The following is a 22,823-nucleotide window of genomic DNA, read 5'->3' on the forward strand; positions in this document are numbered from 1 at the left end:
ATAATATTTTCAACAATAATCTGCAGGTTTCGATTTTTTAATGCTGGATCGACCATTGATTACGCGTGAAATGAGCATGAGTCTTAATTTTCGATTTTTCAGAGCTATACTTAACTTCATACCTGAGCTTCAATTACCTTAGCCTGAAATTTTCCGTATTTACGTAAAAAATTATGTAATGTCAAATTATTTTATAGAAAACGGTTGACCATAGCAAAAAAACGGCGTATTATAAACGACATACACTTTTTGTCGCTCAGGGGGGAACATTTGGCCACTCCATGCGCACAAATAAGCAGAAGTGACATCTGTTTATTATAGCATTAAGCAGGATCATGAGGCGGGGTGAGAAGATAATGGCAGAAGAAGATCAATGGATTTTTTTAAGCGGTGAGTTTGTGAGGAAAGAGGATGCCAAAATCTCCGTATATGATCATGGTTTTCTATATGGAGATGGCGTATTTGAAGGTATACGTGCATATGATGGAGTTCTATACAAGTTAGACGAACACCTTCTCCGTCTTTATGAATCTGCCAAATCAATTATGCTTGATATTCCCTATGATGTTGTAGAGATGAGGGAATTAGTTGTTGATACAGTACGCAAAAATGATCTAAGAGACGCTTACGTACGTCTCGTGGTTTCAAGAGGTGTAGGTAATCTTGGGTTGGATCCAAATAGCTGTAGCACGGCTCAAGTCGTTATCATTGCAGAAGAATTAGCGCTTTTTCCTAAGGAACTTTATGAAACTGGTCTCGAAATTGTTAGTGTGGCGACAAGACGTAATCGTCCGGATGTGTTAAGCCCGAAAGTAAAGTCACTTAATTATTTGAACAATATCCTTGTAAAAATTGAGGCTAACCTTGCTGGCGTACCAGAGGCTCTCATGATGAATAATGAAGGATTTGTGGCTGAAGGATCAGGCGATAATATTTTCCTTGTAAAGAATAAAACCCTTTATACACCGCCCGGTTATGTTGGTGCTTTGGAAGGTATTACACGTCAGGCGATCATCGAATTGGCCGAAGAAGAAGGATACGTGATTAAACAAGAACCTTTTACGCGTCATGATGTTTATGTCGCTGATGAAGTTTTTCTCACTGGCACTGCAGCCGAAGTCATAGCCGTTGTAAAAGTGGATGGACGCGTCATCAATGACGGAAAGCCAGGGCCGGAGACGGAATATATTACAGAACGCTTTCGAGATAAGGTAAAAACCGATGGAACATCAGTCTATGGGGAAGAGATAGAGGTTGGTTAAAAAATACTATTGCATTTATAAGAAATATCGGTAAAATAAGAATAAATATTAACGAAAGCAATAGTAGTGAGCATAAGGAAATAATGGTAAAACGTAGAAGAGGATAAGTATTCAGGAAGTTCTCACTTTACAGAGAGCCGCGGAGGCTGAGAAGCGGTGGTGCCCTTTCTGAGGAACTCCCCTCTGAGTGCTGGGATGAACGTATGACTAGTAGTTTCAGCCGGCCTGGTTTACCTCATCAGGTCGTTAGCCAATAGACGCGGATGTAGCGTCGTGAGCTGCATAGCGAAAGCTATGTGGGAATGAAGGGTGGTACCGCGGAAAGTCTTTTCGCCCCTTTGACCTTACGGGTCATTGTGGCGAGAAGGCTTTTTTATTAGCTAAGAAAAATTACAATAAGGAGGAGGAGAGATGGGCTTGAACGTTAAGGCGCAATCAGAAAATAAAGAGAAAAATTCGGAAGCCCCACAGATGAATGGAAGTCAAATCGTTTTACGTTCCCTTGCGGAAGAAAATGTTGAGATGATCTTTGGCTACCCGGGCGGCGCAATCTTGCCAACATATGATGAGATCTACAAAATGGGGATTCGTCACATTCTTGCCCGTCATGAACAAGGGGCCATCCATGCTGCGGAAGGATATGCGCGGGTTTCGGGAAAGCCAGGCGTTTGTATCGTTACCTCAGGTCCGGGAGCAACAAACGTTGTGACGGGAATCGCTGACGCCATGATTGATTCATTACCACTTATTGTTATTACCGGCCAAGTTGCAACAAATGTTATTGGAACGGATGCCTTCCAGGAAGCGGATGTAGTCGGTGTGACTATGCCGATTACCAAACACAATTTCCAGTTGCGGGATGTACGGGATATCCCTCGGGTTATGAAGGAAGCCTTTCATATTGCTACAAGTGGTAGACCAGGGCCGGTACTCATTGATCTCCCAAAGGATGTTTCAACAGCTTTAGGGGAGTTCACTTACCCTAAGGAAGTAAATATGCCCGGCTATCAACCAACGATCCACCCTAACCGTTTGCAGCTGAAAAAGTTAAGCAATGCTATTCAGCAGGCGAAAAAACCAGTCATTCTCGCAGGGGCAGGTATCCTTCATGCTGAAGCCTCGGAAGAATTACTTTCGTACGCGGCCGAGCATCAGATTCCGGTAACCAATACGCTTTTGGGGTTAGGCTCTTTCCCGGGGGATCATCCATTGTTCCTTGGGATGGCCGGCATGCATGGTTTATACGCAGCTAACATGGCCCTTCACGAATGTGATTTGCTCATTAACATCGGTGCACGTTTTGATGATCGTCTTACAGGAAACTTGGATCATTTTGCCCCTCAAGCTGAAATCTCGCATATCGATATAGATCCTGCGGAAATTGGAAAAAATATCGAAACTTCAATTCCTGTCGTCGCTGATGCAAAAGAAGCATTAAAAGGCCTGTTGAATTTGCAAAAAGAGCCGGTTGATTATGATGAATGGCACAACCATCTTCAGCTCTACAGTAAAGATTATCCCCTTTGGTATCAAGAGGATGGAGAAACGTTAAAGCCTCAAGCTTTACTGGAAATGATTTATGAAGAAACAAAAGGAGAGGCGATCGTTACAACCGATGTTGGTCAGCATCAAATGTGGGTAGCCCAATATTATTCCTTTGCCAAACCTAATCGATGGGTAACATCCGGCGGTCTAGGGACGATGGGATTTGGATTCCCTGCTGCCATTGGTGCACAATTCGCTGAACCTGACCGAGATGTCGTTGCTGTTATTGGCGATGCGGGTTTTCAAATGACATTACAAGAAATGTCCATTTTACAAGAGCTAAATCTTCCCGTAAAAATTGTCCTTGTAAATAACGCTTCTCTAGGAATGGTACGGCAATGGCAAGAGCTTTTCTACGAGGAACGCTATTCGTATTCCCTTTTCCCCACTCAGCCGGATTTCTTAAAACTTGCTGAAGCATATAATATCTCGGCATACAAAATTACAGATCCGGAAAAAGCTCGAGAGGTGTTTAGAAAGGGGCTAAATGAGAATGGTCCGGTACTTTTCGATTTCCGTGTTACGGCTGATGAGAATGTGTATCCAATGATTGCACCAGGCAAAGGACATCAAGAAATGGAGGGGATCCGACCGTGAAACGAACCATTACAGCCACTGTCAATAACTCATCAGGGGTATTAAACCGCATTACGGGTTTATTTGCCCGTCGGCAGTTCAATATTGAAAGCATTACGGTCGGTGTAACAGAAAATCCGGAAACTTCCCGAATGACGTTTGTTGTCAATGTTGACAGCCAACGAGGGCTCGATCAAGTTGTTAAACAGCTGAATAAACAGATTGATGTTCTAAAAGTGCGTGATATCTCCGATGAAACCATCGTGGCCAGGGAACTGGCATTGATTAAAATCATGTCAACCCCGCAAAACCGTAGTGAAATTGAGACACTCGCGCGACCTTTCCGTGCTTCGATTGTCGATGTAGGGCCAGACAGCATGACGATACAAGTGACGGGCGACCATCAAAAAGTGGAGGCACTCATTGACTTGCTCCGGCCATATGGATTAAGAGAATTAGCAAGAACAGGTGCAACGGCTTTGAAAAGAAGTACAAAAAAACAATCAGATGTTCAGTATTCATTTATCCAATAATTATCGAAAAAGGGGAAATGTAAAGATGGCAACAGTATATTACAACAACGATGTAAATGAAGGTGCACTACAAGGAAAAACAGTCGCGGTTATTGGTTTTGGTTCCCAAGGCCACGCACATGCCCTGAATTTAAAAGAAAGTGGCGTTGATGTCATTGTCGGCTTACGCAGAGGTAAATCATGGGAGAAAGCGGAAGAAGAAGGGTTTAACGTTTATGAAGTAGATGAAGCAACCGAAAAAGCGAGTGTGATCATGCTCGCCCTTCCGGATGAAAACCAGCCGCAAATCTATGAACAACAAATCAAACCAGCGCTCACGAGTGGTAAATCTTTAGTTTTTGCCCACGGATTTAACATTCATTTTAGCCAGATTCAACCACCGTCTGATGTCAATGTTTTCATGGTTGCCCCAAAAGGACCAGGGCATATTGTTCGCCGTACGTACGAATCCGGCGCAGGTGTACCCGCTCTCTACGCCATTTATCAAGACCCATATGGTGAAGCAAAAGAGCTTGCCCTCGCTTACGCTAAACAAATTGGTGCTGGCCGTGCTGGAATTATCGAAACATCTTTCCAGGAAGAAACGGAAACAGACCTCTTTGGTGAGCAAGCGGTTCTTTGCGGTGGAACAACTGCCCTCGTCAAAGCAGGCTTTGAAACATTAGTCGAAGCGGGTTATCAACCTGAAATTGCTTATTTTGAGTGCCTGCACGAGATGAAGCTCATTGTAGACCTTATGTATGAAGGTGGTCTTGAACATATGAGATATTCGATCTCGGATACAGCCCAATGGGGTGACTTCCAGTCTGGATCACGGATCATTACTGAAGAGACAAAGCAGGAAATGCGCGAAATCTTGAATGACATTCAGACGGGTAAATTTGCTAAAGGCTGGATTTTAGAAAACCAAGCGAACCGTCCGGAATTTAACGCCATTAATAAACGCGAACTTGAACATGAAATCACAGCCGTTGGCCAACGCTTGCGAGAAATGATGCCATTTGTAAAAAACGATCAAAAGGGAGTGGTGTCACGTGCGGAGAGTTGAGTTTTTTGACACAACATTGCGGGATGGAGAGCAGCAACCTGGGTTGAATCTTAACCGGGAAGAGAAGCTAAAAATTGCTAAGCAGCTCGACCGTCTTGGAGTGGACATTATAGAGGCTGGTTTCCCAGCCTCTAATGATGCCGACTTTACATCCGTACAACAGATTGCAAGAGCGGTTCAAAATAGCACAGTAACAGGCTTATCCCGACTTGTGAAAAGTGATATTGACACCACTTGGGAAGCATTAAAGGAGTCCAGGAACCCACGTATTCATCTTTTTATTGCAACATCTGATGTCCATATTAAGCACAAATTAAATATGACTCAGGAGCAAGTCATTGAAGAATCGGTGGAAGCGGTTCGTTATGCGAAAGAACGCTTTTCCGTTGTGCAATGGTCGGCTGAAGATGCCTGTCGGACGGATTGGGGTTTTCTAACAAAAATCATGACAGAAGTCATTAAAGCCGGAGTGGATGTGATCAACCTTCCTGATACGGTCGGCTATACATCTCCGTCTGAAATTAAAGCTATGTTCCAATTTTTGAAAGAGAATGTTGAAGGAGCTGAAAATATCACACTTTCCAGTCATTGCCATGACGACTTGGGAATGGCTGTAGCGAACTCACTCGCGGCCGTTGAGGGGGGCGCCGATCAAGTCGAGTGTACCATTAATGGAATTGGAGAGCGTGCCGGTAACGCCTCGCTTGAAGAGATTGCTGTAGCCCTTCACATTCGCGAGGATTATTATCAAGTTAAACAAAACCTTCATCTTCCGGAAATCAAGCGAACGAGCAGCCTTGTTAGTAAACTAACCGGTAATGTTGTTCCCGGCAATAAAGCAATCGTAGGAAGTAATGCGTTTGCCCATGAATCAGGTATTCATCAGGATGGTGTTCTAAAAGAAAGCACCACTTATGAAATTATTACCCCAGAGCTTGTAGGAGTGGAAACGAATAAACTGGTTCTCGGAAAATTATCCGGGAAGCATGCCTTCAGAAATAAAGTGCTGGAGCTCGGTTTTGATCCACCGGATGAGGAATTAAAACGTGTCTTTAAGGCGTTTAAACAATTGGCCAATAAGAAAAAAGATATCTCCGACGATGATATCTTCGCGCTTCTTGCTGCTGATAAGGTCGAGGCAGAAGCGAAAGCGTATGAACTGCTTTCACTGCAAGTCAATGTAGGCACGCACAATATTCCAACCGCTACTATTACCATGAAAATGCCTGATGGTGCAGAAGCACAGGAAGCCGCTACTGGTTCCGGAAGTGTTGAAGCGGTTTATAATACACTTGAGCGTATGGTTGGTTCTCCTATCCGATTGGATGATTATCGGATTCAATCTGTCAGCGGTGGTGAAGATGCACTTGCAGAAGTTGTCGTTCACGTTTCCTATAATCAGCAATCCTCCATTGGCCGCGGAACGGCCCATGATGTGCTCGAAGCTTCCGCGTACGCTTATGTTAATGCGGTGAATCGTATTCTTGCTGAAGCACCAGCCGAACAACCAGAACCTTCGATTAATTCATAATAAGGATCGATGTATATGACACAAAAAACGATTACCGTACTTCCGGGGGACGGTATTGGTCCCGAAGTTACCACAGCAGCGATTGAAGTACTTGAACGGATCGCTCAAAAGTTTCACCATAAATTTTCTTTCCAAGAAGGGTACATTGGTGGGAGTGCCATTGACGCCAAAGGTGAACCCTTACCAGAGGAAACAAAAGAGATGAGTGCAAAAAGTGACGGAATATTACTAGGCGCTGTAGGTGGTCCTGATTGGGATCACCTTCCTGGTGCCAAACGTCCGGAAAAAGGACTGCTTGAAATCAGAAAGTCTTTAGATCTATACGCGAACTTACGCCCAGTTAAGGCTTATTCATCTTTGGTTGGAGCATCGCCATTAAAACGAGAAAAAGTCGAAGAAGTTGATTTTCTTATTGTAAGAGAGCTCACAGGCGGGCTTTATTTTGGAGAGCCACGTAAACGTGAAGAGGTGAATGGCGAAGAGCAGGCAGTTGATACTCTCGTATATAAGAAGTCGGAAATCAGACGCATCGTAAAACGGGCATTCGAAGCTGCACAATTACGCAAAGGAAAAGTCGTTTCTGTTGATAAAGCCAATGTGCTGGAATCAAGTAGATTATGGCGCGAAACTGTTGATGAGTGTAAAACGGATTACTCGAATGTTGAACTCGATCATATGCTCGTCGACAATGCGGCTATGCAACTCATCTCACAACCTGATGCATTCGATGTCATTGTAACAGAGAATATGTTCGGAGATATTCTGAGCGATGAAGCTTCTATGCTTACAGGTTCATTAGGTCTGTTGCCTTCCGCAAGTCTAGGTGCAACTGGGGTGGGTCTTTATGAGCCAGTGCACGGCTCTGCTCCGGACATTGCAGGTAAAAATCTTGCGAATCCATTGGCAGCCATTGCCTCATCGGCGATGATGCTGAAGTATGGATTCCAATTAGAAAAAGAAGCGGCACGGGTAGAGGAAGCCATCGAGAAAGTATTAGGAGACGGTTATCGAACGGCAGATATTGCACAGGATTCAACAGGAGTGGTGACTACGACGGAAATGACGGAAGCTGTCATAAAAGCACTTGAATAAGGAGGGGGACAGGATGGGGAAAACGATTATTGAAAAAATTTGGGATCGCCATAAAGTTTATCAGGAAGAAGCCAAACCGGATTTATTGTATATCGACCTTCATTTAGTACATGAAGTCACCTCCCCACAAGCATTTGAAGGCTTGAGATTAGCTGGACGAGACGTGCGGCGGCCCGACTTGACATATGCAACGATGGATCACAACATTCCTACCAAAGATCGCTGGTCGATTACGGATCAAATTGCAAAAAAACAAATCGACGTTCTTGTCGATAACTGTAACGAATTCGGTGTGGAACTTGCAGGCCTTGATAGTCCGAACAACGGAATTGTTCATATCATAGGCCCAGAGCTAGGCTTAACCCAACCAGGAAAAACCATTGTGTGTGGGGATAGTCATACGTCCACGCATGGTGCTTTCGGTGCACTGGCTTTTGGAATTGGAACGAGTGAGGTCGAACATGTGCTGGCCACTCAAAGCTTATGGCAAAACCGCCCGAAAACGATGGAAGTTAAAATCGACGGCAGGCTGTCTTCAGGGGTGAGTGCCAAGGATATTATCCTCGCGTTAATTGCTAAGTACGGCGTTAATTTCGGAACCGGTCACGTTGTAGAGTACCGGGGAGAAGCGATTCGCGGGTTAACAATGGAAGAGCGAATGACAATTTGCAATATGTCGATTGAAGGTGGTGCTCGTGCCGGATTGATTAGCCCGGACCAAGTCACTTTCGATTACTTGGAAGGGCGCCCTAATGTTCCACAAGGTGAAGCCTATCAGGCACAGGTGGAAGAATGGAAGCAATTAGCTACCGATGAGGATGCGGCTTTTGACAGTACTTTAACTTTGGATGCCTCAGAAGTAAAACCAATGGTCACATGGGGAACAAACCCTGGGCAAGGTGTGGCCATTGACGGGACTGTACCGGCACCTGAAGAAGGGAAGACAGAAACAGAACAAAGGGCGATCAGGCAGTCATTAGATTATATGGGGTTAACGCCGGGGACGAAAATGGAAGACATTCAAATCCAGCACGTCTTTCTCGGCTCTTGTACGAATGCACGACTCAGTGATTTACGCGAAGCCGCTCGTTATTTAATAGGAAAAAAAGTAGCCAAAGGCGTGCGTGCGATGGTAGTACCGGGCTCAATGAAAGTAAAGCGCCAAGCTGAGGAAGAAGGACTGTCTAAGGTATTTATCGATGCTGGGTTTGACTGGCGGGATGCAGGCTGCAGTATGTGCTTAGGCATGAACCCTGATCAGGTGCCTGAAGGAGAACGCTGTGCTTCAACGTCGAACCGCAATTTTGAAGGTCGTCAAGGGAAAGGCGCTCGCACTCATTTAATGAGCCCGGTTATGGCTGCTGCGGCGGCAGTACATGGACGATTTGTTGATGTGCGGGAGTTAGATGTAACGACACAAGCTTAAGAAGGTGATAGGGATGGAAGCGTTTCGCGAACACCGAGGGAGTGTAGCCTCCCTCCCTTATGTAAACGTAGATACGGATCAAATTATTCCGAAGCAATTTTTGAAAAGAGTCGAGCGAACAGGGTTTGGTCAATTTCTTTTCTACAACTGGCGGTTTCTAGATGGTGACTCCAAAAATCCAGATTTTCCCTTGAATCAGCCGCATATGGAGGGCGCCTCGATTTTAATCAGTGATCATAATTTTGGTTGCGGTTCTTCACGCGAGCATGCGGCTTGGGCACTACAGGATTATGGTTTTAAAGTAATCATTGCCCCGAGTTTTGGTGATATCTTTTACAATAATAGCTTCAAAAATGGATTATTACCTCTCCGTATGCCTGAGGACATTGTCCATTCTTGGTTGGAAAAGGGGAAGGAATCAACATTTCAACTAAGGGTCAATCTGGAAGAACAAACCATCGAAGATGAAGAAGGTGCTCATCATTCCTTTGATATCGACCCATACTGGAAAAATATGCTGATATATGGCTTGGATGAAATTGGAATCACACTTCAGTATGAGGATTATTTAAAAGAATACGAAGCTGCAAAATAACAAAAATACGCCTATGAGGGGCGTATTTTTTATCTAAGACACTATATTCTTAATATGGGCTTCATCTCATCGATGAAAAAGAAAAAAGGTTGATACATTTGACGGTAAAAGATAAAATGACGGAGGGTTTGGGAAGTATACTTATATGAGTATTAAAGAGGACGGGCAAAAGTCCAGGGAAATTCATCGAAAAAGATAAAACATTTTTTCGTCATGGGAATTTCTTTTGTTATGGCTTGTTTCACTTAGCTCCTTGAAAAAGCAAAGCCAGTTTGCTTGCGTGAGGCGTCTATGCTCACGAAGTGACAAGTTGTGTACTCGAAGGCTACATTGGCTCGAATGATTCAGCTCTTTTTGTCCTCCTTTTTGAATACAATTTAATGGAAGAAAGAAGGTGAGGTTTTGTCTTTAGAAGTAGTAGGATTTGCGCTTATCGTCCTTAGTATTATATTGATTATCGGGAAATGGATCAGGCTTAAAGTGCCGCTTTTTCAAAAATTATTTTTGCCAAGTTCGTTAATTGGCGGTTTTTTTGCCCTCCTTCTCGGACCGGAAGTTCTAGGCAGGATAACTGATGAACAAATTATGCCTTATGGAATCTTCACTGAGGATATGTTTGAGGTTTGGTCTGAACTACCTGGGCTGCTCATCAATGTAATATTTGCTAGTCTTTTCATTGGTTTTGCCATTCCAAGAGTACAAGAAATCTGGCGAACGGGCGGGCCCCAAGTAGCGCTTGGATATACAATATCTTGGGCCCAATATGTTGCTGGGATCTTGTTGGCCGTAACGGTACTTTCGCCTATATTTAATTTGGATCCAGCCGTTGGTGCCTTGATTGAAATTAGTTTTGTCGGTGGCCATGGAACAGCTGCAGGTTTAGGCGGAACCTTTGAAGCGATTGGCTTTGAAGAGGGGCAGGATTTAGCTCTCGGGTTAGCAACGATTGGACTTTTATCCGGGGTCATTGTTGGAATCATCTTGATCAACTGGGCGGCCAGAAAAGGGAAGTCAAGGACGTTAAATCACCCCGATGATATTTCCATAGATCAGCGCACAGGTGTCGTCAAAAAGGAGCATCGTGAATCAGCTGGAGAATTGACAACATCCCCCATTTCCATTGAACCACTAGCTTTTCACTTGGGACTTGTCGGGTTGGCGATTTTTATCGGCTATTTCATATTAGAGGCCCTGGTTTGGCTGGAAGATGTTACATGGGGAAGTGCTTGGGACCTGTATCTATTTGAATATGTGCCATTGTTCCCGATTGCAATGATTGGCGGTATTATTATACAGGTGTTCATAGCTAAAACGGATAAGGTGGAGATTGTGGATCATGCAACGATTAGTCGGATTCAGGGTCTTGCTCTTGACTTGTTAATCGTTAGTGCAATGGCCACGTTAAGTCTTGCTGTGATTGGAGATAACATCATTCCGTTTGTGATTCTCGCTGTTGTAGGTGTTACCCTCAATATTATAATGTTTATGTATTTAGCACCTAGAATGATTCCCAATTACTGGTTTGAAAGGGGGATGGGAGACTTTGGGCAGTCCATGGGGGTTGCAGCCACGGGTATTTTGCTTATGAGGATTGTTGACCCTGAAAATAAAACGCCGGCGTTAAAGGCATTCGGTTACAAGCAAATTCTGTTTGAGCCAATGGTCGGCGGTGGATTAGTCACAGCTGCTTCCATCCCGTTTATTCTTCAGTTTGGCCCGATCCCTGTTTTAATTGCAGCAACCATTCTTATGATAGCTTTCTGGTTATTAGGAGTCCTGTATTTTGGGAAGAATAAGGCTGAGAAGAACCATAGTGTGAGAGATCAATAAGGACTTCAAAGTTAGGTGGAGAAGAACTGTGGGTGACAATGATAATATCGTCATGTTTCCGGGAACGATCCGCCGTTTGCTGAGCCACGGTCTAACCTCCCTTGAAACTGGACACTTTCAACAAGGATTAGAACAGTTTAATCAAGTTCTTCAACATGATGACAAACATGAAGAGGCGCGCTACGGGCGCCTTGTTTGTTTACTTGAGCTGGGAGCGCTGAAAGAAGGAAAAGAAGCAGCAGAAAAAATGCTCCATGAAGGGGTAGGAGAATATTATGATGTACTTTTCTTCTACGTATCTGCTCTTGTCCAGCTTGGAGAATGGGAAAAAGTTGTAACGACAGTAGAAATGGTGCAAAGTGAAGGGAAGTTGCCAGCAAGATATGCCGAGCAATTCTTTCAATTTTTAGCAACAGCCAGGACAATGAGGGAAGGTTCAACAACCATTGTTGAAGGCTCACATGAGGAAGATGAACTTGTGGATGTCAAGGAGGCTGTATTTGAAGAGCTCATGGATCCATCTCCTGAGAAGCAATGGAGCGCATTTCAACAATTGAAGCAGCTGAGTTGGCCGCAAGTGAGAACCACCTTTCAACTAGCGCTTGTCAATCACCATACGATGGGGATGCTTAAGACAATGATCCTGTTGACCATGAAGGATTGGGAAATCGGCACAACGAACAAGATATGGAAATATGACAAAGAAATCAATGTAGTTCCTGTACACTTGGATAGTTTTGCTGAATATGAAGAGGGATATAAGCAAAGTATTCTTCACTCCCTTGAACCCGTATTAGGGCAGGACAATCCTATGCTTTATCAAACAGCCCAATCGCTTTTGGAGTGGATCTTCCTTGAATATTACCCACTTGAGCTGCCGGAAGCAAAAGCGACTGATTGGGCTGCACTCCTTCATATTAAAAGCCTTCACTATATTGGCGGGGATGAGGATCCAGAAAAAGTGAGAAGGCAATATGAGGCAAGTGCAGAAGAAATAGAGAAATTGCATACGTTTGTAACTGAATTGCAATTGTAGAAGAAATAAATCGACATCACCTTCTTGTGGTGACAAGTGATTCTAGTTGATTGAAATGATGCATTGATGTGTTATAATATAATGGTTGTAAATCTGGAAGCGTAACCTATGAAACTTGGAGGGAATTTATAAATGACTGCTAAATGGGAAAAGGGCGAAGGAAATGAAGGCGTCCTCACCGTAGAAGTAGGAGCAGATGAGTTTAAATCTGCGCTTGATCAAGCATTTCAAAAAGTGAAAAAAGACGTGAACATTCCTGGATTTCGTAAAGGGAAGGTTCCGCGCCAACTATTTGAACAACGTTTTGGAGTAGAAGCGCTCTATCAGGATGCTGTTGATATCGTGCTTCCTTCGGCATATTCGAAGGCAGTTGAAGAAGCTGGGATCGAACCGGTAGATCAACCGGAAATTGATATAGAACAAATTGAAAAGGGCAAACCGCTTATCATTACTGCTAAGGTCGTTGTCAAACCTGAGGTTGAGCTTGGGGACTACAAAGGACTTGAGGTTGAGGAATTTGATACAACGGTCACTGATGAGGACGTCGACCAAGAACTTGAACAGCTTCGTGAAAAGCAAGCAGACCTCGCTGTCGTAGATGAGGAAGCTGCTCAAAACGGAGATACAGTTGTATTTGATTTCGAAGGCTTCGTCGACGGTGAAGCTTTTGAAGGCGGACAAGCTGAGAATCATTCGTTAGAACTTGGATCAGGTCAATTTATTCCTGGATTCGAAGAGCAGATGATTGGCTTAAAGTCTGGGGATGAAAAATCAGTAGAGCTCACATTCCCCGAAGAATATCACGCTGAGCATTTGGCGGGAAAACCAGCTACGTTCAACGTTAAACTACACGAAGTAAAGCGGAAACAACTCCCAGAACTTGATGATGAATTCGCGAAAGATGTCGATGAAGAAGTTGAAACAATTGATGAATTGAAAAAGAAGAAAAAAGAAGAGCTTGAAAGCAATAAAGCGCAGGAAAAAGAAAACCACGAACAAGATACAGTCGTCGAAAAAGCTTCAGAGAACGCAAGTATTGATATTCCAGAAGCGATGATTACCTCGGAAACGGATCGTATGGTGCAAGAAATGGAACAGCGTTTCCAATCTCAAGGGATCACCATGGATATGTATTACCAAATGGCAGGTACAGATGAAGAGGGTATGAAAGAACAATTTAAGCCTGAAGCTGAAAAGCGTGTTCGAATGAACCTGGTTCTAGAAGCCATTGCTGATGCTGAAGAGCTTGAAGCAGATGATGAACAGGTTGATAAGCAGCTGGACGACATGGCAGAAATGTATCAGCGGGACAAAGAGGAGATCCGTCAGCTTCTTGATATGCAAGGCGGCGTAGAGACGTTGAAAAAAGATCTTCGCATTCAAAATGCTGTTAAATACCTTGTTGATCAAAGTGTTACGGTGGAACCGAAAGAAGAAAAGGATGAAGAACAACAAGCGTAAAAGATAGGCACGAGAATCAATCGTGCCTTCCTTTTTTCACGATCGTATTTAAAGAGGATGTTCAAAAAATCCGTGAAAAGAAAAATAATTTTCACGCTTGAGGGATGGGCTTACAAAGCGGCGAGCCTTGCGTATCGCTCCTTAGAAAAGTTAAATTCTATTCCTTCGTGAGGAACTATGCTTCGAACGGGCAAGCTGTGTGCTTGACACTCGTCTTCTTGGTCGATATGCCCCTTTTTTTGAACACTGACTACAGACCTTTTTAAAAAAATAACGCATGAATTCGTGATATGAAACGTAAAGCTTAGGAAGAATGGGTAGCCTATACCTGGAGGATAAAGTCTTTTGTTTGACTACGGCTTGGATTAAGGTGTAAGGTACAGTATACAGTGAGGGGTGAATAATAACATGATCAAGTTCAACGAGGAAAAAGGACAATTGAAATGTTCTTTTTGTGGAAAAACACAAGATCAAGTCCGTAAGCTCGTAGCTGGACCGGGTGTATATATATGTGATGAGTGTATTGAACTTTGCACAGAAATCGTCGAAGAAGAACTAGGAACGGATGAAGAAGGCGTAGAACTGGAAACCGTACCTAAACCGCAGGAAATTGACGGTATCCTTGATGATTATGTGATCGGGCAGGAAAGCGCGAAGAAATCTCTTTCCGTAGCTGTGTATAATCACTACAAGCGTGTAAATTCTGCCGCAAACTCCAGTGGGGAGGATGTTGAGATTTCCAAGAGTAACATCTGCCTCATAGGACCTACAGGCAGCGGAAAAACATTAATGGCGCAAACGCTCGCTCGTATTCTGAATGTACCGTTTGCGATTGCAGATGCAACCTCATTAACGGAAGCAGGTTACGTTGGTGAAGACGTAGAAAATATCCTTTTAAAGCTTATTCAAGCTGCGGATTACGACGTAGAAAAAGCGGAAAAAGGAATCATTTATATTGATGAAATCGATAAAGTAGCACGTAAGTCTGAAAATACGTCGATTACAAGAGACGTTTCAGGTGAGGGTGTTCAGCAGGCCCTCCTAAAAATTCTTGAAGGAACAACAGCAAGCGTACCACCACAAGGTGGGCGTAAGCATCCTCATCAAGAATTTATTCAAATTGATACAAGTAACGTCCTCTTTATTTGCGGCGGGGCCTTTGACGGGATTGATCAAGTGGTCAAACGCAGACTTGGGAAAAAAGTGATCGGCTTCGGATCAGAATCTGAAAGCGGAGACATGGGCGAGGATCAATACCTTGAAAACATTCTCCCTGAAGATTTACTTCGTTATGGTTTAATTCCAGAATTTATTGGAAGACTTCCAGTCATTTCAAGCCTCAAATCACTCGATGAGACTGCGCTGATTGAAATCTTGACAAAACCAAAGAATGCACTTGTTAAGCAATTCCAGAGATTGTTGGAAATCGATGATGTTGAACTTGAATTTACAGATGGAGCCTTGCGCGAAATCGCTAACAAAGCCATTGAACGGAAAACAGGTGCGCGTGGCCTTCGTTCAATTATCGAAGCGATCATGCTTGACGTGATGTACGATCTTCCTTCCAAAGAAGACATTGAAAAATGCACAATTACTGCGGAGTGTGTACGGGAAGAATCATCGCCGGAATTAACGACGAAAGACGGCGAACTCATTAAGCTTGACGAGCCAAGGGAAAGTGCTTAGAATAAAATTTTGATACGGCATGAGTCATTCGTTGACTCATGCCGTATTTTACTTTAAAAACCGGGAAAAGCTTCCCGAAAAAGAGGGGTTTAAATTTCGTAACGTTTATAGTACAAGGAGCTAAGGGTCCCGCCTGAAGATTTGGTGAACAGATAAGGTGAAATTCTGATGCGATCTTACCAAAATTTCCACTTACTTCTCCTCGTAAATGGCATAGCTCACATCTTCAAGAGTCATACTAACGAGCAGTAAACTCTTACAAAGATGAGCGCACAGTCTATATCAATGGCTTGACCGCGCGAGGAGGAACTTATCATGAACTGGACGTCACTAATCATGCTTGTACAAGTATTTTTCGGTATTGTTATCGGATTGTACTTTTGGAACCTACTTAAAAATCAACGCACCCAACGTGTATCTGTAGATCGGGAATCAAGAAAAGAAATGCATCAGCTTCAGAAATTACGTTCTGTTTCTTTGAATGAGCCATTGGCAGAAAAGGTCCGTCCTTTATCTTTTACTGATATCATTGGCCAGGATGAAGGGATCCGTTCATTGGAAGCGGCGCTTTGCGGCCCTAATCCCCAACATGTGCTGATTTATGGTCCGCCAGGTGTAGGCAAGACAGCGGCTGCCCGCCTGGTCATGGATAAAGCCAAAATGAATACAAATTCGCCCTTTCTTATGGAAGCTCCCTTTATCGAATTGGATGGAACAACCGCTCGTTTTGATGAAAGAGGAATTGCTGACCCCTTAATTGGCTCCGTTCATGATCCGATCTACCAAGGGGCAGGTTCGATGGGGCAAGCGGGGATTCCTCAGCCAAAACCCGGAGCTATCACAAAAGCGCACGGTGGGATGCTTTTTATCGATGAAATCGGAGAATTGCATCCGATCCAGCTAAATAAATTGTTAAAAGTGCTAGAAGACCGCAAAGTTTTTCTGGAAAGTGCATACTATAATGAAGAAAACATGTCAATTCCACAGCATGTCCATGATATTTTCAAAAATGGTTTACCTGCGGACTTTCGTTTAATCGGTGCGACCACCCGAACGCCAGAGGAGATCCCGCCGGCGATTCGTTCGCGCTGCCTCGAGGTCTATTTTCGCCCTCTCAAACAAAAAGAGCTGGCAACGGTAGCGCAAAGAGCAGCGGAGCGATTGAAAATGGTGATTGCGGAAAAAGGGTTAGACACTGTGTCTTCCTATGTGACGAACGGTCGTGAAGCTGTAAACACCGTACAAATTGCCGCTGGTCTTGCGACGACGGAAGAACGAAACGAGATCGAAGTCTCAGATATTGAGTGGGTCGTGCATGCCAGTCGTTTAAGCCGCAGACCGGAAAAAAGCATTCATCCGGAACCTGCCGTTGGACGCGTAAATGGACTTGCGGTGTACGGGCCTGATTTAGGAATGCTCCTCGAAATTGAATCGACAGCCAAAGAGACGGAAGGGACAGGAATGCTCACAGTCACAGGGATTGCCGAAGAGGAGAATGCCGGTAATCAGATGCGGTCCATCCGACGTAAGAGTATGGCAAGGAGTTCGGTGGACAACGTGATGACTGTATTGCGGCGATTACATGTTCCAGTAGAACAGTATGACATTCATGTGAATTTTCCGGGAGGTACCCCCATAGATGGTCCCTCTGCTGGGGCAGCGATTGCCACTGCTATTTATTCAGCGGTTAACCATACGAAAGTGAAAAACGATGTAGCCATCACAGGTGAATTAAGTATTTGGGGAACGTTAAAACCAGTCGGCGGCGTGCCTTCAAAAGTGGCAGCGGCTAGAGAAGCTGGAGCGACGAAAGCGTTTATACCTGCAGATAATGACGAGACGATGTTACATCAGATGGAGGATATCACCGTTACTCCACTTAAAACATTGGATGAACTATTTGCAAATGTACTCGTGAAGCAAGACGATCATAAGCGTCAGCAAGTCCCGGTAGGAGAAGCGCCCTCTTCCTCTGTTCAACTATAATTTATAGACACCTTTCTATGGTTAGGCTAAAATGGAAAAATGAACAAATTTGAATGGAGGTTGACGATGACGACAACCGAAACAAGTCGGAAAATCCCGCTTTTACCCTTGAGGGGCGTACTCGTTTTTCCAGGGATGGTATTACACCTGGATGTAGGTCGTGATAAATCGGTACGCGCGATTGAGCAAGTAATGGCGGATGATCAGAAAATCATATTGGCAAGCCAAATTGATTTCTCTATTGATGAACCGGAGAAAGATGATTTATATGAGACAGGAACACTTGCTTATGTCAAACAAATGTTAAAGATGCCGAACGGAACGACGCGAATACTCGTCGAGGGTCTGCAACGGGCGGCGATTCATGAATTTATAGAGAACCAACATTTTTATGAAGTCAACGCTGAAATGTTGCCGATTGCTGAGGATAACCAGGCTGAAGTAACGGCATTACAACGAAAAGTTTTAGAGCATTTTGAGCAATACGCCAAACTATCCAGTAAAATATCAGATGAAACGGTAACTTCTGTTCGAGACATGGAGGAACCCGGTTATTTCGCAGATATACTTGCATCGCATTTGCCTTTGGAAGTGAAGCGAAAGCAGGAAATCCTAGAAGCCGTCGATATTAAAGAACGGCTTCAACAACTGCTCGAAATTTTAACAAATGAAAAAGAAGTGCTTGGTATAGAACAAAAAATTGGACAACGTGTAAAGAAGTCCATGGAAAAAACGCAAAAAGAGTATTATCTGCGTGAACAAATGAAAGCTATTCAAAAAGAGCTGGGAGATAAAGAGGGAAAAGGCGAAGAAGTAGAAACGCTGCGCACCCAGATTGAAGAAGCACAGATGCCGGAGAACGTAGAGGAAAAGGCGCATAAAGAACTAACACGGTATGAACGTGTGCCAGCGGCTTCTGCGGAAAGCTCCGTCATTCGTACATATCTTGATTGGCTCGTGGCGCTTCCCTGGCATGAAGAAACGACGGACCAACTGGACCTTGAAAATGCTGAGCAAGTCTTGGACGAAGATCATTATGGGTTGGAAAAAGTAAAAGAACGGGTATTGGAGCATCTCGCTGTTCAGCAGCTTACCCAATCCTTACGCGGTCCAATTCTCTGCCTGACAGGCCCTCCAGGAGTAGGAAAAACATCGCTTGCAAAATCCGTCGCAAGATCACTCGGGCGTGAATTTGTTCGTATTTCTTTAGGCGGCGTGCGGGATGAAGCGGAAATCCGCGGTCATAGACGTACGTATGTTGGGGCATTGCCTGGGAAAATGATTCAGGGGATGAAAAGCGCAGGGGTTGTCAATCCTGTTTTTCTATTAGATGAAGTAGATAAGATGGCAAATGATTTTCGCGGAGACCCTTCATCGGCGTTGCTTGAAGTGCTTGACCCCGAGCAAAATCATCAATTTGGCGACCATTACATTGAAGAGACGTATGATCTCTCTAATGTTATGTTTATTACGACGGCGAACAATATATCGGCGATTCCTGCTCCCCTTTATGACCGGATGGAACCCATCTCCATTGCTGGTTACACAGAAATTGAAAAGAAGGAAATCGCCATCAACCATTTGCTTCCGAAACAATTAGAAGCGCACGGCCTTTCCAAAAGTCATTTGCAAATTAAAGACGATTCATTAGTAAAAGTGATTCGTTACTACACACGGGAAGCAGGAGTAAGAAATCTGGAGCGTGAATTGGCGACCATTTGTCGTAAGGCAGCCAAAATGATCGTTACAGGGGAGAAGAAGAAAGTGATCGTTACGGTGAATACGGTCGAAAACATGCTTGGAAAGCCGCGTATGCGGTACGGCCAGGTTGAGGAAAAGGATCAAGTAGGGGCTGCCACCGGCCTCGCGTATACGACAGCAGGTGGCGATACACTTTCCATTGAAGTTTCCCTTTCAAAAGGAAAAGGGGAATTAACGCTCACCGGACACCTTGGGGATGTGATGAAAGAATCGGCACGGGCCGCTTTTAGCTATATTCGATCCAGCGCTGATGAACTGGGTATTGATGAAGACTTTTATGAAAACATAGATATCCATATTCATGTTCCTGAAGGTGCGACACCAAAAGATGGGCCATCGGCTGGGATTACGATGGCTACTGCGTTAATTTCAGCTATAACCGGACGTGCTGTCAAAAAAGAAGTTGGGATGACTGGAGAGTTAACGTTACGCGGCCGGGTACTTCCCATTGGCGGTGTGAAGGAGAAATCCATGAGTGCCCATCGGGCCGGATTAACCAAGATTCTTCTACCAAAAGATAATGAGAAAGATTTGGATGACATCCCAAATAGTATCCGGAACGATATGTCGGTCGTTCTCGTATCTCATCTAGATGAAGTCATCCAACATGCATTGGAGGCTCCTTCCCATGAACGTTCATAAAGCAGAGCTATTGATTAGTGCTGTAGGGCCTGATCAATATCCGGACGGGAACCTGCCAGAAATTGCATTTGCAGGGCGCTCAAATGTGGGGAAATCATCTTTTATCAATACGATTACCCAGCGTAAAAAATTGGCATATACATCACAGCAGCCAGGGAAAACACGGACGCTCAATTTTTTTTCCATTAACGATATCTGCCATTTTGTTGATATTCCTGGTTACGGTTATGCAAAAGTATCAAAGAAAGAACGGGAGTTTTGGGGGCGGATGACTGAGGAATACTTACAAACCCGTCCCCAATTAAAAGGTGTTGTTTTGCTGATTGACGCCAGGCATGAACCTTCTGACCAGGATTTGATGATGTACGATTGGCTGAAGTATTATGAACTTCCCGTCATTCTCGTCATTACGAAGATGGATAAAGTAAAAAAGACGAAACGTACGGCCCATATTAAACAAATTTTATCGAGCATTGATCCTTCTTCCGAGGATGGACATGTACTGTTTTCTTCGGAAACAGGGGAGGGGAAGGAGGAGGCCTGGCGCGCGATACGAAGACTCGCGAGCATTTAGCCTTTGACTTTTCTCTTTTTTTGACGTTTAAATAACAAAATGAATCCTGTAACAATGAGGAGCAGCGGCCAGATAAAGGCATATGTTTCGGTCGCTGTTTCGATTCTTTGTACTAATGGCTCAAAAAAGATAAATAGAAATCCGATACACATAAGTAAAATTCCAATAAATAGGAATTCTTTTTTTGTTTTCAAATAAGTGATTAAGCAGGCGATGCCTAACAGAGTTGCAATCATCCCTGCATGAGTAGGCCAGTTGGGGTAGATGGCAATTGCATGAAAATGCAGACCCATTCCGACCATAAAGATTCCCGGTAAGAGCGTCGTTCCATTTCTCCTGATAAAACCGTCCATAGAAAGGGCAAGGCCAATCCAGATTAAGAGTGTTTCCCAGCTCAACCAATGTTCCGCAAGTGTGGGAGTAATCTCTTGTGTTAAGTAATAAACGCCGAAGCCTATAAAAATCATTCCAATAAAAATGTTGTTACGTTTCATTCGATTTCCCCGTTTTTACATATTTTAGCTTCCATTTGGAAAACAATATACATAAAGGTAGTTACAGTTACAAACACATCATTTGCGAACGAGAATCGGATGTGTTTCAATAGTAAAAGTCATTCACGTTTTTATCTTAACATATATCCTTTTGAATCTTGTTCACAATTTCTGAAGAGTATTAGAGATATATTCGTGTTATAATGGAAAATAACGAATGGGCATAGAGAGTACCCAAAATGAACGGACCAGATACTTAGAAGGGGCCTGTTTCACAAAGTGGGGGTGGAGGTATATATGCATATCATTGTTGCGAGCATCGATTATAAAAATGCCCCTGTCGATTTGCGCGAACAATTTGCTTTTGACGATGAAGATTTGCCGGAGGCGCTTGAGACTTTGCGGGAGATGAAAAGCGTTCTGGAATGTGCAATCATATCCACATGTAACCGTACGGAAGTGTATGCTGTTGTTGATCAACTTCATACTGGGCGTCACTTTACGAAGAAATTTTTATCCCAGTGGTTTGAAGCACCTCAAGAAAGTTTTTCGCACGTATTGAACATGAGAGAAAACGATGATGCCATCAATCATCTCATGCGAGTAAGCACTGGGCTTGAGTCCATGATTCTCGGAGAAACGCAAATTCTTGGACAAGTGAAAGCAAGCTTTCGAACAGCGCAAAAGCTTGGCTCTACGGGAACGGTATTCAATCAATTGTTCCGCCAAGTGATTACATTTGCCAAACGAGCACATAAAGAGACGGGGATTAATGATAATCCGGCATCGGTGAGTTATGCAGCTGTCGAACTTGGGAGACAGATGTTCGGTGATTTTGCAGGGAAGAATGTGCTCGTTGTTGGAGCAGGGAAAATGAGTGAACTGACGGCGCAGCATCTAAATGCCAACGGTTCTGAAAGTATCACTGTCATGAATCGGACGTATGAACGGGCTAAGGAGCTTGCTGAAAACGTAAAGGGACAAGCACGGCCTATTGAAGAATTAGAGAATTCTCTAATAGAAGCAGATATCATGATCTCATCTACGAGCTCCGACCAATATATTTTAGAGAAAGAACAATTAAAAAATCTTATTAAAAAAAGAAAAGGACGCCCTTTGTTTATGATAGATATCGCAGTTCCGCGCGATCTTGATCCGGCACTTGGAGCACTTGAAGATGTCTATTTATATGATGTTGACGACCTTGAAGGAATTGTTGCTGCCAATATGAGCGAAAGAAAAACAGCGGCTGCCGACATCGAGGAGATGATGGGAGCGGAGCTTGCTGCGTTTAAAGATTGGATTCATACACTTGGGGTTGTACCGGTCATTTCTGCTCTGCGTACGAAGGCACTATCAATTCAGGCAGAGACGATGAAGAGTATTGAACGTAAAATGCCGGATATGGATGACCGGGAGCGAAAAGTTTTAAGCAAACACACGAAAAGCATTGTGAATCAACTGTTGAAAGAACCGATCACCCGTGCCAAGGAAATGGCAGGAGAGGAAGACAGTGAAGAGTCACTGAAGCTTTTCACCGAGATTTTTGGTCTTGAAGATGAAGTTGCTGACGCGAAGGAAGCGGAAGCATTGAGGTTGCTCGCTGACGCTGAGAAAGAAGTAGATTCAGACCTTGAAGAAGAAAAAAAACGAGATAAAAAGAGAGCACCGGCGATTCTCCAAGGTGCGTATGCACAAGATGCCCCTGTATAAGCGACCCAATGATAGAAAAGGTGGTATGAACG

At 43.9% G+C, this 22,823-nt stretch carries 17 protein-coding genes; 16 read left to right on the forward strand and 1 reads right to left on the reverse strand.

Annotation, left to right across the window (positions count from 1 at the left end; all coding sequences use genetic code 11):
* Positions 1-356: 356 nt before the first annotated feature.
* The 15 genes from ilvE (at position 357) to yihA (ending at position 20,584) form a co-directional block, all read left to right on the forward strand.
* Positions 357-1,262, forward strand: a complete 906-nt coding sequence (gene ilvE / locus HNR44_RS01305) for a branched-chain-amino-acid transaminase (RefSeq protein ID WP_184402323.1) — start codon at positions 357-359, stop codon at positions 1,260-1,262.
* 411 nt (positions 1,263-1,673) lie between these two features.
* Complete coding sequence (ilvB, locus tag HNR44_RS01310; protein WP_184402324.1) at positions 1,674-3,404, forward strand: acetolactate synthase large subunit; 1,731 nt, start codon at positions 1,674-1,676, stop codon at positions 3,402-3,404.
* Positions 3,401-3,916 (forward strand): acetolactate synthase small subunit, encoded by a 516-nt coding sequence (gene ilvN / locus HNR44_RS01315; RefSeq protein ID WP_184402325.1) that lies wholly within the window; start codon positions 3,401-3,403, stop codon positions 3,914-3,916. The genes ilvB and ilvN overlap by 4 nt, the downstream gene beginning before the upstream one ends.
* Positions 3,917-3,941: 25 nt before the next feature.
* Positions 3,942-4,964, forward strand: coding sequence for a ketol-acid reductoisomerase (gene ilvC / locus HNR44_RS01320; RefSeq protein WP_184402326.1), 1,023 nt, complete (start codon positions 3,942-3,944; stop codon positions 4,962-4,964).
* Positions 4,951-6,495 (forward strand): 2-isopropylmalate synthase, encoded by a 1,545-nt coding sequence (locus HNR44_RS01325; RefSeq protein WP_184402327.1) that lies wholly within the window; start codon positions 4,951-4,953, stop codon positions 6,493-6,495. The genes ilvC and HNR44_RS01325 overlap by 14 nt, the downstream gene beginning before the upstream one ends.
* 15 nt (positions 6,496-6,510) lie before the next feature.
* Entirely contained in the window at positions 6,511-7,587 is a 1,077-nt protein-coding gene (gene leuB / locus HNR44_RS01330; protein WP_184402328.1) for a 3-isopropylmalate dehydrogenase, read from the forward strand.
* Positions 7,588-7,600: 13 nt separating this feature from the next.
* A complete protein-coding gene (gene leuC / locus HNR44_RS01335; RefSeq protein WP_184402329.1) occupies positions 7,601-9,013 on the forward strand; it encodes a 3-isopropylmalate dehydratase large subunit in 1,413 nt (470 codons plus the stop codon).
* A gap of 13 nt (positions 9,014-9,026) precedes the next feature.
* The gene (gene leuD, locus HNR44_RS01340) at positions 9,027-9,608 is read left to right on the forward strand and encodes a 3-isopropylmalate dehydratase small subunit (RefSeq protein WP_184402330.1); all 582 of its coding nucleotides are present in this window, start codon (positions 9,027-9,029) and stop codon (positions 9,606-9,608) included.
* 402 nt (positions 9,609-10,010) lie between these two features.
* Positions 10,011-11,438: a sodium/glutamate symporter gene (locus HNR44_RS01345; RefSeq protein ID WP_184402331.1), complete on the forward strand. Its 1,428-nt coding sequence runs from the start codon at positions 10,011-10,013 to the stop codon at positions 11,436-11,438.
* 28 nt (positions 11,439-11,466) lie between these two features.
* The gene (locus HNR44_RS01350) at positions 11,467-12,474 is read left to right on the forward strand and encodes a tetratricopeptide repeat protein (RefSeq protein ID WP_184402332.1); all 1,008 of its coding nucleotides are present in this window, start codon (positions 11,467-11,469) and stop codon (positions 12,472-12,474) included.
* A gap of 132 nt (positions 12,475-12,606) precedes the next feature.
* Positions 12,607-13,935, forward strand: coding sequence for a trigger factor (gene tig, locus HNR44_RS01355; protein WP_184402333.1), 1,329 nt, complete (start codon positions 12,607-12,609; stop codon positions 13,933-13,935).
* A gap of 408 nt (positions 13,936-14,343) precedes the next feature.
* Positions 14,344-15,621 carry an ATP-dependent protease ATP-binding subunit ClpX gene (clpX, locus tag HNR44_RS01360; RefSeq protein ID WP_184402334.1) on the forward strand — a complete coding sequence of 426 codons (1,278 nt, stop codon included), beginning with the start codon at positions 14,344-14,346 and terminating at the stop codon, positions 15,619-15,621.
* A 315-nt stretch (positions 15,622-15,936) separates the two neighbouring features.
* The gene (lonB, locus tag HNR44_RS01365) at positions 15,937-17,607 is read left to right on the forward strand and encodes an ATP-dependent protease LonB (RefSeq protein ID WP_184402335.1); all 1,671 of its coding nucleotides are present in this window, start codon (positions 15,937-15,939) and stop codon (positions 17,605-17,607) included.
* A gap of 66 nt (positions 17,608-17,673) precedes the next feature.
* Positions 17,674-20,010: an endopeptidase La gene (gene lon, locus HNR44_RS01370; RefSeq protein WP_184402336.1), complete on the forward strand. Its 2,337-nt coding sequence runs from the start codon at positions 17,674-17,676 to the stop codon at positions 20,008-20,010.
* Complete coding sequence (gene yihA, locus HNR44_RS01375) at positions 19,997-20,584, forward strand: ribosome biogenesis GTP-binding protein YihA/YsxC (RefSeq protein ID WP_184402337.1); 588 nt, start codon at positions 19,997-19,999, stop codon at positions 20,582-20,584. Before lon ends, yihA begins: the two co-directional genes overlap by 14 nt.
* On the opposite strand, the gene HNR44_RS01380 is transcribed toward yihA, so the two are convergent.
* Positions 20,581-21,078: a LiaI-LiaF-like domain-containing protein gene (locus tag HNR44_RS01380; protein WP_184402338.1), complete on the reverse strand. Its 498-nt coding sequence runs from the start codon at positions 21,076-21,078 to the stop codon at positions 20,581-20,583. The two genes, yihA and HNR44_RS01380, sit on opposite strands and share 4 nt — an antisense overlap.
* Positions 21,079-21,375: 297 nt before the next feature.
* On the opposite strand from HNR44_RS01380, the gene hemA reads away from it, so the two are divergent.
* The gene (hemA, locus tag HNR44_RS01385; RefSeq protein ID WP_184402339.1) at positions 21,376-22,791 is read left to right on the forward strand and encodes a glutamyl-tRNA reductase; all 1,416 of its coding nucleotides are present in this window, start codon (positions 21,376-21,378) and stop codon (positions 22,789-22,791) included.
* Positions 22,792-22,823 lie beyond the last annotated feature (32 nt).

Origin of the sequence: Geomicrobium halophilum (assembly GCF_014207655.1) — a bacterium.
GTDB lineage: Bacteria > Bacillota > Bacilli > Bacillales > Marinococcaceae > Geomicrobium > Geomicrobium halophilum.

Coding starts and splice junctions, on each gene's coding strand:
- leuD (WP_184402330.1), top strand. CDS start 9,027: ATGGAAGCGTTTCGCGAACACCGAGGGAGTGTAGCCTCCCTCCCTTAT.
- leuC (WP_184402329.1), top strand. CDS start 7,601: ATGGGGAAAACGATTATTGAAAAAATTTGGGATCGCCATAAAGTTTAT.
- ilvC (WP_184402326.1), top strand. CDS start 3,942: ATGGCAACAGTATATTACAACAACGATGTAAATGAAGGTGCACTACAA.
- ilvE (WP_184402323.1), top strand. CDS start 357: ATGGCAGAAGAAGATCAATGGATTTTTTTAAGCGGTGAGTTTGTGAGG.
- lon (WP_184402336.1), top strand. CDS start 17,674: ATGACGACAACCGAAACAAGTCGGAAAATCCCGCTTTTACCCTTGAGG.
- clpX (WP_184402334.1), top strand. CDS start 14,344: ATGATCAAGTTCAACGAGGAAAAAGGACAATTGAAATGTTCTTTTTGT.
- hemA (WP_184402339.1), top strand. CDS start 21,376: ATGCATATCATTGTTGCGAGCATCGATTATAAAAATGCCCCTGTCGAT.
- yihA (WP_184402337.1), top strand. CDS start 19,997: ATGAACGTTCATAAAGCAGAGCTATTGATTAGTGCTGTAGGGCCTGAT.
- lonB (WP_184402335.1), top strand. CDS start 15,937: ATGAACTGGACGTCACTAATCATGCTTGTACAAGTATTTTTCGGTATT.
- leuB (WP_184402328.1), top strand. CDS start 6,511: ATGACACAAAAAACGATTACCGTACTTCCGGGGGACGGTATTGGTCCC.
- HNR44_RS01380 (WP_184402338.1), bottom strand. CDS start 21,078: ATGAAACGTAACAACATTTTTATTGGAATGATTTTTATAGGCTTCGGC.
- ilvB (WP_184402324.1), top strand. CDS start 1,674: ATGGGCTTGAACGTTAAGGCGCAATCAGAAAATAAAGAGAAAAATTCG.
- tig (WP_184402333.1), top strand. CDS start 12,607: ATGACTGCTAAATGGGAAAAGGGCGAAGGAAATGAAGGCGTCCTCACC.